This window comes from Alteromonas sp. B31-7 (genome assembly GCF_015767655.1).
Taxonomy (GTDB): domain Bacteria; phylum Pseudomonadota; class Gammaproteobacteria; order Enterobacterales; family Alteromonadaceae; genus Alteromonas; species Alteromonas australica.
Map to the genome: position 1 here is coordinate 65,017 of NZ_CP065233.1, position 12,303 is coordinate 77,319.

The window sequence follows — 12,303 nt, forward strand, 5'->3', positions numbered from 1 at the left end:
CTTAAATGCGTTAATTTTAAGCAAAATTTTAAATCATTATCTAAACTTGAGAAAGCGGTGATAAAAAACCTATTAAAGCAGGGAGACGTAACATTGAAGACGACGTTCGCGTTGTTGTGGAAATGGCGTAAATACTTACGTTTTCCCTCCCCTAAGCATATAGCTTTTATTGTTCTAGTGTTAAGCACTTGGTCGTTAAACGCGCAGGCAGATCAAACAGTGGTGGTCATTAACCCCAGTGTGGCCAAGCCTACCTTAACGCAAGTTGAACTTCGCCAAATATTCACAGGGCATCTTCAATACTGGGAAGACGGGAACAAAATCCATGTCTTTGTATTAGAAGATAACGACCCTTTACACAAAGCGTTCTGTCGGGAAACGTTGAAGATGTTTCCCTATCAACTATCACGTTTATGGAATCAGTTGACGTATTCAGGGCAAGGAGTCACGCCTACCCGCGTTTCATCGAAAGAAGAACTCATTGAACGGCTGGAAAAAACCCCCGGTGCTATCGGCTATATGCCCTCGGGAGTAGTGTCAAAGGCGAGAATGGTGAAGGTGGTATCACAATGACGTATTTTTATGGATTAATGACGGCGCTATGGTTGTGTTGTGTTTCTTTTAGTGCCAATGGGCAAGAATCTTCAAATCTGCAATGGCACGGTTACTTTTCACAAGGTATTACACAATCGATAGACAGTGATTTCATTACAAGCGATAACCAAATTAGCGCCGAGCTTACCGAAATTGGCCTAAATGGGCTGTATCAGGTAGCCAGTAATATCTCGATTGCAGGGCAGGTGGTTTACCTCGACGGCGGCAATAGGTTTGAACAGGGCAGTCGACTCGACTATCTATTTATCGATTGGACTGTTGACGATATCGCCGGCTGGCAAGCACAAATTCATTTAGGCCGCTATAAAAACAGCCACTGGTTGTATTCCGTTACCCGTGACGTTCCCCAAACTCGGGATACCGCGGTACTGCCTCAATCGGTTTATTTCGATGGTTTTCGCGACGTAGCCCTAGGCAGTAACGGTATTCAAACCCGCTTTAGCAAATACACCGACAATCATGTGTGGGAAGTTAACTGGAGTTATGGTCGCTCGACTATTAACGAAGAACAGCGGGATTACCTATTAGGCAGCTTAGCGTTGGGGGAAATAAAACAGGATTTTGTGCATCAGTTTAGTGTGTTCTGGCAACCAGCTTCAATGAACTGGAAGCTGGGGGCAAGCTGGTTAGATTCAGATTTCGAATACATCCCCCTTGAACAAGATAATCGTTTTGCAGGGATGTCCAACATACGCCGCTTTATGATTTCAATGCAGTACTTTAGTGAGAACTGGGAGCTCAGTTCGGAACTGCTTAGGGAAATACAAGACTTTAATGGCGTATTTACCCCAGACTATTACGACAAGCGCACCGGTGAAGGCGGCTTTGTGCAACTACGCTATCTGTTTTCTCCACGGTTTAGCGGTTTGGTGAGTTACGACAGTTACACCAATAACGTGGACGACCCCAATGGCGTGCAGTTGGAATTGGAAAGTAGCGGTACTGTGCCTTCTTACTTTGGTTATATGGATACCACCGCCGTGGGCTTGCGTTGGGATATTGCGCCTCAATGGCGATTACAAGCAGAGCACCATTGGGTAGACGGCGCCACACGCGCTGTTAGCTTGCTTGACCCTGACATTGCCGACCATACTGAAGAAACATGGCGTATGTGGTCTATACAGCTGATGTATTGGTTTTAGGTCTTCTCTATGCAAGTAAAACTGTCGTTTACGACAAAAACGATTTTAATCTTACTGGCCATGGTGCTAACGGTAACCGTTGTTATCTCCACCATGCTTATTCGAGAATCTGAATCAAATATTACCTTTCAGCAGCAAGAAGAGCAGGTGTCGAATCAACGCCGTTTACAGCTTTTCTCTGATGTGCTGCATAGCAGAATGGTCATGTGGGTAGATACCTTCTCCCAAGCTGAATTAAAAAACCACCAAGATTTATCAAAACTGGCGCTTGCACTCAAAAATACGCAAGAGTACCTCATGCTCAACTTTCAGGTTGAGTCATTGTTTTTGTTTGACGAATACGGCGTGGTGGGAGACAGGCAAGCTGAACCCCCAGTGTTTGTTCAACGTCTGGTTAAAAGTACGCAAACCACGCTGGAAAGCAAAACCCTAGTTACCTGCGAACTCATTTGTCGTTTTTACTTGTCGGTTCCCATCATGACCTCAGATGATGTGGTGCCTGTGGTGGTCATGTCCACATCGATGCGCGAGATATTGTCGTTGTTTAGCCGCTCAACCGACGCGTACAAGTTAGCAATGGTGCAATTCACCACCACCGATCACGGCACTAAGGTATTGAGTTTATCCAGCCAATTAGCGCCGTTAAACAGAGAATACCTTAACCGGGTTATTGATGCCTTGCCCAGCGACTGGAACCCAGATGAGCTGGTAATAAGAGGCCAGCGGGTTACCCACAATAACCAAGATTTACTGGTGAGTTTACTGCCTTTTCCATACACCTACGCGAATAATGATCACCCCTATTTGCTGGTGGTAAGAGACATCAGTGTGCTATTAAAGCAAAAAGCCCAATACGAGCTTTTAGTGATAGCCTCTGCCGCGGGGCTTTTCGTGGTGTTTTCTTTACTGTTATCCTTGTTTCTCAATCAATATCGCACCCGCCTTATTGCGGTTAGTGAACGCTTACCCATGCTTGCGCAGCACAACTTTAAAGAGTTTTACGCGCTATCAGCGCGGCGAAGTATCAGCCCAGCCTTTCGATTGACCGACGAACTTGATGTGGTAGAGCAAGCGGCGAATGATTTGGCTAAACAGCTAGAAGACTTCGACGGGCAAATGGCCATAAACACCGCGAAGCTTGAGAAAATGGCCATGTTCGATGTGTTAACCGGGTTGCCCAATCGAAACATGCTCACCTTTCAGATAGAACAGCAACTGGCGCTTGCCGCTCGTGACGATCGTCTAGTGGCACTGATGTTTATGGACTTAGACGACTTTAAAAAGGTAAACGACAGTTATGGTCACGACGTGGGAGACAAACTGTTAAAAGCCGCCGCCATGCGTATCTCTAAACCCATAAGAGAAACCGACATTGCCTCGCGTTTTGGTGGCGATGAATTTGTGGTGTTGTTATCTGACATAGACACAAAAGAGCAAGTGACGCTGGTGGCCAAGAAAATCATTGCCGAGTTTGCCCAACCGATTGAAGTTAATAAGCTGCAATTTTATGTGTCTATTAGTATTGGCGTGGCGATTACACGCCAAGCAAGGGCTACACCAGTAGAACTGCTACGTCATGCTGATATTGCCATGTATGAGGCCAAAGCTAAAAAGGGCACTGGCTATCGGGTATACGACGCCACCATGAACCTTAAAGTTATGAAAAAGGTAGAGCTTGAAGCAGAAGCGCGAGTGGCTTTACGAGAAAATCAGTTTAGCTTGGCACTGCAACCTCAATTAGACCTTAAAACCCACAAGTTGCTTGGATTTGAAGCCTTACTGCGTTGGTATCACCCTGATAAGGGGCATATTTCACCCGCTGAGTTTATTCCGTTATTGGAAAACACCGCGTTTATGCTAGAACTGGACTATTGGGTGATTAACAAAGCCACCCAACTCGTGCGCGAACTCAACGCGAATGGTTACCCAGGCATAAAAGTGGCCATTAACCTATCCGCAGCGCAATTCTTAGACCCCAGCTTGCCGAACTTCTTACAGCAGCAAATTATCAACAATGACATTGCGCCATCTCAAGTGTGTTTAGAGCTTACCGAAACGGTATTGGTTACCGATATTGAACGCGCCACCAGTGTGATGCGTAAAATTCGTGAAATGGGATGTATGCTGGCTATTGACGACTTTGGTACCGGCTACTCTTCATTGAGCTACCTGAAATCGCTACCGGCAGACTACATAAAAATTGATCGTTCCTTTATTTCTAACATTACAGAAAACGCCGATGACAGAAATATTGTGCATTCCACCATTTCTATGGTGCGAAACCTTAATCTGCAAGTGATTGCTGAGGGTATCGAAACCATTGAGCAACACGAAATGCTGTGCCATTTTGAGGCGCATCAAGGGCAGGGCTATTTAATTAGTCGCCCCATTCCTGAAACGGAACTTTGGAATACGTTAGAAGACAAAGTGAGTTCTGGTGTGTGGAAAAGCACGATTTAACTGCAAGTAGTCGTGAAAACTTGCAAGTGTGCGCAAATATTTACACATACGAATTTTGACACCGTAAAATCCGCCCTTTGGTGGTATACCCTCTATTTGGGTTTCTTTAAAATACCCTTTTTAGCATAACGGGAGACAGGCATGTCTGCGGCATTTATCTCGCATCTAAACGCACAAATTTCAGCCACAAAAGATGAGGGCTTGTATAAAAAAGAGCGCGTTATTACCTCTCAACAGCAAGCCGATATCGACGTGGCGAATGGCGACCATGTCATTAACTTTTGTGCCAATAATTATTTGGGGCTCGCTAATCACCCCGACCTTATAGACGCGGCAAAGCAAGGCCTAGATTCCCACGGATTTGGTATGGCGTCGGTGCGCTTTATCTGTGGAACCCAAGATATTCACAAACAGCTAGAGGCTGAAATCAGTGATTTTCTAGGGACTGAAGACACCATTTTGTATCCCTCTTGTTTTGATGCGAACGGCGGTCTTTTTGAAACCCTGCTAGGGCCAGAAGATGCGATTATTTCCGATGCCCTCAATCATGCCAGCATTATTGATGGCGTGCGCTTGTGTAAAGCGAAGCGCTACCGCTATGCCAACAACAATATGGAAGCCCTTGAAGATCAGCTTAAACAAGCTGATGCCGATGGCGCACGCTTTAAAGTGATTGCTACAGATGGGGTATTTTCCATGGACGGCGTGATTGCCGACCTTGCCAGCATCTGCGACCTAGCAGACAAATACGACGCCCTTGTTATGGTAGATGACTGCCACGCTACTGGCTTTTTAGGTGAGTCTGGCCGCGGTAGCCATGAGTATTGCGGGGTAATGGGTCGGGTAGACATTATTACCGGTACCCTAGGCAAAGCCATGGGCGGTGCGTCTGGCGGTTATACTTCGGGTAAAAAAGAAGTGGTTGAGTGGTTACGCCAACGCTCGCGCCCTTATTTATTTTCTAACTCGGTGGCGCCACCTATTGTTGCCGCGTCGCTTAAAGTGTTTGAAATGATGAAACACGGCGACGAGTTACGGGCACAGTTATGGCGAAATGCCGAGCATTTCCGCACTCGCATGGAAGAGGCTGGCTTCACCCTAGCCGGTAAAGACCACGCTATCATTCCCGTTATGCTAGGCGATGCGCGCACGGCCAGCAACATGGCTGATAAACTGCTGAGCAAAGGCATTTACGTTATTGGGTTCTCTTATCCTGTAGTGCCTAAAGGGCAAGCTCGTATTCGTACGCAAATGTCGGCGGGGCACTCAATTGAACATGTCGATAAAGCGGTAGACGCCTTTATTGAAGTGGGCAAAGAAATGGGAGTGATTGCATGAAGTCGTTAGTGAAAGCGAAAGCGGAAAAAGGGATTTGGCTGCAAGACACGCCAGAACCCGAAGTAGGGCATAACGACCTACTCATTAAAATTAGAAAAACCGCTATTTGCGGTACCGACATGCACATATACAACTGGGATGAGTGGTCGCAAAAAACCATTCCTGTTCCCATGGTGGTAGGCCACGAATACGTGGGCGAAGTGGTTGGTATGGGGCAGGAAGTACGCGGTTTTAACCTAGGTGATCGGGTATCAGGTGAAGGCCATATTACCTGTGGTCATTGCCGTAACTGCCGCGCTGGACGCCGTCACTTATGCCGCAATACTGAAGGTGTAGGGGTAAACCGCCCTGGCGCATTCGCTGAATACTTGGTTATTCCAGCGTTTAACGCGTTTAAAATTCCAGATAACATTAGCGACGAGCTAGCGTCTATTTTCGACCCTTTTGGTAACGCTGTTCACACCGCACTAAGTTTTGACCTAGTGGGTGAAGATGTACTTATTACCGGTGCTGGCCCTATTGGTATTATGGCCGCAGCGGTTGCCCGCCATGTTGGCGCACGCCATGTGGTGATTACTGATATCAACCCATATCGCTTAGCGCTAGCAAAGAAAATGGGCGCCACACGGGCGGTAGACGTGAGCAAAGAAGACCTACAAGAAGTGATGAACGAGCTAGGAATGTCGGAAGGTTTCGACGTTGGGCTTGAAATGTCAGGAGTGCCTGTCGCATTGCGAGATATGCTGAATAAAATGAACCATGGCGGAAAAGTGGCCATGTTAGGCATACCGCCACAAGACGTGGCTATCGACTGGAATCAGGTGATATTCAAAGGGCTGATTATTAAAGGCATATACGGGCGAGAGATGTTCGAAACCTGGTATAAAATGGCCAGCTTGCTACAAAGTGGCTTAGATTTATCGCCAATTATCAGTCACCGCTTTTCAGTTGATGACTTCCAGAAGGGATTTGATACCATGGGCTCAGGGCAATCAGGTAAAGTTATTTTGGACTGGCAATAATGACAACGTTTTCTCATATCAGCGTACAAGATGTCGCTAACTTCGACGGCGACGTGGCCATCGTGGATATACGCGACCCGCAATCGTACGCCAATGGTCACATGCCAAATGCATCACCGTTGAATAACGACAACTTTTCAGCTTTTGTTGAAAACACGCCCAAAGACACCCCCGTGGTTGTGGTGTGTTATCACGGCATTAGCAGCCAGCAAGCGGCACAAGTTATTGCACAGCAAGGTTTTGCTGAGGTATATAGCATGGACGGTGGCTTTGAAGCGTGGCGAGCGAATCAATCTGTGGTTACAGAGTAATTGTGAGCCACCCTTTAATTGCGTTTCGCCAGCAAGGTGTTGCACACCTTCTGGCGAATTACCTAAAAAGCGAAAATATTGCCTGTTCAGTTAGCCCTACAGACGCCGGCGACGAATACGTGATATTGCTTAACGACGAATCTCAAGCGTTGAAGGCGCGAGAAATTACCGAGCAATTTTTAAGCGACCCCAATAACCCTAAATATCAACAAGCCGCATGGCAATATGGGGACAAGGTTAACCTGCTTCCTCAAGCGTCTGGCTTTAATATTAAAGCGCTCTTCCTAAATGCCCTGAACACCCCCTTAACCACACTGATCTTCACCATTTGTGTGTTGGTGTATGGTTTTTCATTACTCGGGTTGTTTAGCCCCATCGCGCAACATTTGCTTATGCAGCCTCTATCGGTATTGGCCGACAACAACCAGTGGTGGCGATTGCTCGGGCCCGCATTTATTCACTTTAGCGTACTTCATATTGTCTTTAACCTGCTTTGGTGGAGTACATTAGGCGCAAAAATAGAGCAGGCATTTGGCAGCAGTATGTTGCTATTGGTGTTTGTGGTGTCGGCGGCCACGTCGAACATAGCGCAAGCTTTCTTTACCGAGCCTGTGCAAGCCAACCTGCTGCTATTTGGTGGTTTGTCTGGTGTGGTGTATGCAGTAATGGGCTTTGTATGGTGGCTTGGATGGCTAAAGCCGCAATGGGGCTTACAACTGCCCAACGCGATTGTGGGCTTTATGTTGGTATGGCTGGTGTTAGGTTATGCAGATATTTTGTGGGTAAATATGGCCAATGCAGCGCACACCGCAGGTTTAATCACCGGGTGCGTAATGGCGGCCTTAATATCGTTATTGGCAGATAAACGTAAGGCGTCACGCTAGGTTTATCTCGCCTTAAACTAGCCCTGATTTAGCCTTGGTATAGGTACTTAGTGAAAATAACGTTTTTCACCACTTCACCACCTGTTTCTTGGCGCATATGATCTTGTAATGCTTTTAAAATGGCGCGACGAATATCTTCACGGCCGGTAAGAGACTTCACTTTTTCTTCCGGTTGGCGGCCAAAAATTTCAATGGCAGTGGCGCGCAGAAGCGGCATGTGATGTTCAGCCACTTCTAAGTTATCAACATCGTTGATCATCAGCTCTACCGTTACCCTAACATAGCCTAACTTGCGAGCACTTTGGCCCACATAGTTAGTCACTATGTCTGGCTCTAAACCTAGGTAGGCGTAGGTTGCTTTATCCTGCGCAAACGAAGGCGAGAGTACGCCGCCAAATAAAAGGCAGGTGGCAATGAATCTGAAAACGCGAATCTTCATCATGGAATGAACAAAAACCAAATTAAAAGGTATAGATTGCTAGTGTAGCAAAACATGCAATAAACACACTACTGCAAAAGTAGAAGCATTCAAGCAAAATCAATATCATAAAGGTATAGTTGAGCATAACAGCGCATTAACGTTTAAAGAGAATGGTAAACACACACACACTCATTATTTCAAATAGGCATACCCTGTGAGCTTCGCAGGTGGTTTCCCAGTGGGGCTATCGGTAGATTGGCACGCACCAAATACTATAAGCATTCCAGATGCGTATTTGAAAAACTGGCTATTAGATACCGGCTCGCTCACCGAACGGGTTCAGTCTTTGTGCCATCAGTTTTCGCTCACCCTGTTAGGGCAGCAAACCATTACCCCTCATCAAAACGAATTGTCGTTACTAAACCGTGACGCTGAACAGGCCTTTCAAGTGCGAGAGGTTCTGCTGTGTGGTAACAATACCCCCTGGGTATTTGCACGCTCAGTTATACCGCAACAAATGGTAGAGGCTGAATTGGCGAATTTAGGGCAGCAACCTTTAGGTAAGCGGCTATTTAACGATGCGCGTTTTGTTCGTTCAGCCTTTCAGCTTTGTAAGTTATGTTCAAGCAGCATGGGCTACAGCAAAGCGCAAACCCTGTGGGGAAGGCGTTCACTATTCACTTTAAACAATCAAAAGATGATAGTGGCAGAGGTGTTTCTTCCCGATGCACCGGTTTACGACTCAAGGTATCACTATGAAATTTAGTTTAAGACGCAAAAATTTATCTGCTTACTACCGATTAATGCGGTTAGACAAACCTGTTGGCATTTATCTTCTTCTGTGGCCCACACTATGGGCGCTGATTGTGGCGTCTAAGGGCCTGCCTTCTTTGTGTATTACGCTTATTTTTTTGGCGGGAGTGGTGGTGATGCGTTCTGCCGGATGCGTTATTAATGATTACGCCGACAGAAAAGTAGATGGCAGCGTAAAGCGCACCGAAAACAGGCCACTGGCCAATGGTGAAGTTCAGGCTAACGAAGCCTTAAGCTTATTTTCATTACATATATTGGCCGCATTCTTTCTGGTACTTATGCTGAACTGGCAAACCATGGCGCTGTCGGTTGTGGCGCTACTGTTAGCCGCAAGCTATCCGTTTATGAAGCGTTACACGCACTTGCCTCAGGTTGTGCTAGGCGCAGCATTTGGCTGGGCAATACCGATGGGCTTTATGGCGGTGATGGAAACCGTACCCGCTTATGGTTGGTGGCTATTTGCCGCCAATTTATGTTGGACAGTGGCCTACGACACCATGTATGCCATGGTAGATAGAGACGACGACATTAAAATAGGCGTTAAATCTACGGCGGTGCTGTTTGGCCGATACGATGTAACCATGATAGTGGCGTTACAGGCGTGCATGCTTGCTATTTTATTGGGTGTAGGGCAAATGATTGATGCCAGCTGGCCATATTATGTGGCGTTAGTGATAAGTGCTTTACTGTTTTATCGCCATTACCAATTTATAAAAGGCAAAACGCGAGAAGGTTGCTTTACAGCGTTTATAGAAAACCACCAAGTAGGGTTAGTGATAACCTTAGGGCTGTTACTTCAGTACTGGCTGGCGTAGCTGGCTAATTAACCTAAAGCGTGGCGAAAGAAAGCTTAGGCGAATGCGTATAAAGAAGAGCGCGGTTGGCAACGTATTGCCAACCGATTAAATGTGAATTTAGTCTGCTTGCGTGTTTTCTAACACGGCAATGCGCGCTTCCATCGCGTCGAGTTTTTCACGGGTGCGAATAAGCACTTGGCTTTGAATATCAAACTCTTCACGGGTGACTAAATCGAGTTTAGACAGTTGAGTTTGAAGCACTTGTTTAATTTTACCTTCGGCCTCTTCAGCCATATTGCGCACACCTGGTGGAACGGCATCTGCAATCTGTTTTGCTAAATCTTCGAGTTTTTTCGGATCCAACATGGAATTCCCTTATAATGCGCTGCGTCAAAGTATGTGGTCTATTCTATCGGCATAGCCATATCTTGCAATGAAAACTATGACACCACCATTATCTATTCGGTTTTAGGAAGGCAATGAAACTTAACGAAGCGCAAGAATCTGCTGTCACTTTTGTCTCTGGACCCTGTTTGGTTTTAGCCGGGGCAGGCAGCGGTAAAACTCGGGTTATCACCAATAAAATCGCGCACTTAGTCAGAAATTGCGACATGCCCGCGCGCTATATTGCTGCCGTTACCTTCACCAATAAAGCCGCGCGTGAAATGAAAGAGCGGGTGGCACAAACCTTAGGCAAGCCTGAAGCTCGCGGGCTAAAGGTGTCTACCTTTCACACCTTAGGGTTGACCATAATTAAAGCCCACGTGAAAGACCTGGGGCTAAAGCCTGGGTTTTCTTTATTCGACGACAAAGACTCGTTGTCGCTATTGACCGACCTCACCCGGGAAACCCTTGACGGCGATAAAGATCAGTTATCTTTGCTGCAAAGCTGCATCTCTAATTGGAAGAACGACCTTATTTTGCCAGACGCTTTACTCAAGCAAGCGCAAAGTACGGGCGAACGTGAATTTGCCGAAGCTTACAAGCGTTACCAAGATAACCTAAAAGCGTACAATGCCTTGGATTTCGACGACCTTATTTTACTGCCCACCTTGTTGCTTAAAACCAGCGAAACCGTGCGGGCTAAGTGGCAAAACAAAATCCGCTACTTGTTGGTAGATGAATACCAAGATACCAACACCAGTCAATATGAACTGGTGAAGTTGCTGGTGGGAGAGCGTGCCCGCTTTACTGTGGTAGGCGATGACGACCAATCTATTTATTCTTGGCGGGGAGCAAAACCACAAAACTTGCACCTACTACAGCAAGATTTTCCTCGCTTAAATGTTATTAAGTTGCAGCAAAACTACCGCTCTTCCGGGCGTATACTGCATTGCGCGAATATTCTTATTCAAAACAACCCGCACTTATTCGACAAAACCCTGTTTTCCGAGCTGCAATACGGCGAACCGCTTAAGGTAATAGAAGCCAAAAACGAAGAGCACGAGGCCGAGCGCGTAGTGGCCGAACTGCTGGCCCATAAGTTTATGAATGGCAGCCAGTTTAAAGACTACGCCATTTTGTACCGAGGCAACCATCAAAGCCGCTTATTTGAAAAGCTGCTGATGAGTAACCGCATTCCTTACAAAATAAGTGGCGGTATGTCGTTTTTTGGCCGCGCCGAAGTGAAAGACATCATGGCTTACTTGCGATTGCTAGTGAATCAAGACGACGACAACGCCTTATTACGAATAATCAATACGCCAGGGCGGGGCATAGGCCGCGCCACGCTGGAAAAGCTGGGTAACTTTGCTAACAGCTTAGGTGTGTCTATGTTTGAAGCGGCCACCCATGCCAATTTAAATAGCGTATTGCCCGACAAAGCCTTCCATGCAGTGTCTGGCTTTGCCCGTTGGATTGTAGAGCTAAGCGACAATGCAAACAGGGGCGATACCGCCGATGCGGTTCGCAGCATGATCCGCACCATGGGCTACGAAGAGTGGTTGTACGAACAAAGCGCCAGCCCAAAAGCCGCTGAAATGGCCATGGCCAACGTGAGTACCTTATTCGGTTGGGTAACCGACATGCTAGAAGGTAACGAATTAGAAAGCCCAATGACTCTGACGGAAGTGGTTAATCGCCTAATTCTTCGCGACATGATGGAACGAGGCGAAGACGACGGTGAAGGCGATCAAGTGCAGCTTATGACCTTACATGCCTCTAAAGGGCTAGAGTTCCCCATTGTCTTTTTAGTGGGGATGGAAGAAGGGCTATTGCCCCATCAAAGTAGCATAGACGAAGACAACGTAGAGGAAGAGCGCCGCTTAGCCTACGTGGGCATTACCCGTGCACAGCGCGAACTTATTTTTAGCTTGGCAAAAGAACGCCGACAATTTGGGGAAATTATACACCCTGAACCTAGCCGCTTTTTGTTCGAACTGCCGGCAGACGACGTGCAATGGGAAAACCAAAAGCCTAAGGCCACCAAAGAAGAACGCCAACAAAAGGCTCAAGTGGGGATTGCAAACCTACGGGGAATTTTAAACAAGAGTTAAATGCC

At 46.7% G+C, this 12,303-nt stretch carries 12 protein-coding genes; 10 read left to right on the forward strand and 2 right to left on the reverse strand.

What is annotated here, in order from left to right:
• Positions 1-93: 93 nt before the first annotated feature.
• From IUA53_RS00305 to glpG, 7 genes are all read left to right on the forward strand, one after another.
• The gene (locus IUA53_RS00305; RefSeq protein ID WP_196897817.1) at positions 94-573 is read left to right on the forward strand and encodes a substrate-binding domain-containing protein; all 480 of its coding nucleotides are present in this window, start codon (positions 94-96) and stop codon (positions 571-573) included.
• Positions 570-1,757: a hypothetical protein gene (locus IUA53_RS00310; RefSeq protein WP_231401217.1), complete on the forward strand. Its 1,188-nt coding sequence runs from the start codon at positions 570-572 to the stop codon at positions 1,755-1,757. The genes IUA53_RS00305 and IUA53_RS00310 overlap by 4 nt, the downstream gene beginning before the upstream one ends.
• A 9-nt stretch (positions 1,758-1,766) precedes the next feature.
• On the forward strand, positions 1,767-4,217 hold the full coding sequence (locus IUA53_RS00315) for a putative bifunctional diguanylate cyclase/phosphodiesterase (protein ID WP_196897819.1): 2,451 nt from the start codon (positions 1,767-1,769) through the stop codon (positions 4,215-4,217).
• Positions 4,218-4,358: 141 nt separating this feature from the next.
• Complete coding sequence (gene kbl / locus IUA53_RS00320; protein WP_044055449.1) at positions 4,359-5,555, forward strand: glycine C-acetyltransferase; 1,197 nt, start codon at positions 4,359-4,361, stop codon at positions 5,553-5,555.
• Positions 5,552-6,577, forward strand: a complete 1,026-nt coding sequence (gene tdh / locus IUA53_RS00325; protein ID WP_044055450.1) for an L-threonine 3-dehydrogenase — start codon at positions 5,552-5,554, stop codon at positions 6,575-6,577. Before kbl ends, tdh begins: the two co-directional genes overlap by 4 nt.
• On the forward strand, positions 6,577-6,888 hold the full coding sequence (glpE, locus tag IUA53_RS00330) for a thiosulfate sulfurtransferase GlpE (RefSeq protein WP_044055451.1): 312 nt from the start codon (positions 6,577-6,579) through the stop codon (positions 6,886-6,888). The genes tdh and glpE overlap by 1 nt, the downstream gene beginning before the upstream one ends.
• A 2-nt stretch (positions 6,889-6,890) precedes the next feature.
• Positions 6,891-7,772, forward strand: coding sequence for a rhomboid family intramembrane serine protease GlpG (gene glpG, locus IUA53_RS00335; protein WP_196897821.1), 882 nt, complete (start codon positions 6,891-6,893; stop codon positions 7,770-7,772).
• Positions 7,773-7,800: 28 nt separating this feature from the next.
• Here the strand turns inward: glpG and IUA53_RS00340 are convergent, their stop codons facing one another.
• The gene (locus tag IUA53_RS00340; RefSeq protein WP_081869406.1) at positions 7,801-8,214 is read right to left on the reverse strand and encodes a flagellar basal body-associated protein FliL; all 414 of its coding nucleotides are present in this window, start codon (positions 8,212-8,214) and stop codon (positions 7,801-7,803) included.
• 193 nt (positions 8,215-8,407) lie between these two features.
• Between IUA53_RS00340 and IUA53_RS00345 the strand changes: the two genes are divergently transcribed.
• Positions 8,408-8,959: a chorismate--pyruvate lyase family protein gene (locus IUA53_RS00345; RefSeq protein WP_044055453.1), complete on the forward strand. Its 552-nt coding sequence runs from the start codon at positions 8,408-8,410 to the stop codon at positions 8,957-8,959.
• Positions 8,949-9,821, forward strand: coding sequence for a 4-hydroxybenzoate octaprenyltransferase (gene ubiA, locus IUA53_RS00350; protein WP_196897823.1), 873 nt, complete (start codon positions 8,949-8,951; stop codon positions 9,819-9,821). Before IUA53_RS00345 ends, ubiA begins: the two co-directional genes overlap by 11 nt.
• A gap of 99 nt (positions 9,822-9,920) precedes the next feature.
• On the opposite strand, the gene ubiK is transcribed toward ubiA, so the two are convergent.
• Positions 9,921-10,169, reverse strand: coding sequence for a ubiquinone biosynthesis accessory factor UbiK (gene ubiK / locus IUA53_RS00355; RefSeq protein WP_044055455.1), 249 nt, complete (start codon positions 10,167-10,169; stop codon positions 9,921-9,923).
• A 113-nt stretch (positions 10,170-10,282) separates the two neighbouring features.
• Between ubiK and rep the strand changes: the two genes are divergently transcribed.
• Positions 10,283-12,298: a DNA helicase Rep gene (gene rep, locus IUA53_RS00360; protein WP_044445873.1), complete on the forward strand. Its 2,016-nt coding sequence runs from the start codon at positions 10,283-10,285 to the stop codon at positions 12,296-12,298.
• Positions 12,299-12,303: the final 5 nt, after the last annotated feature.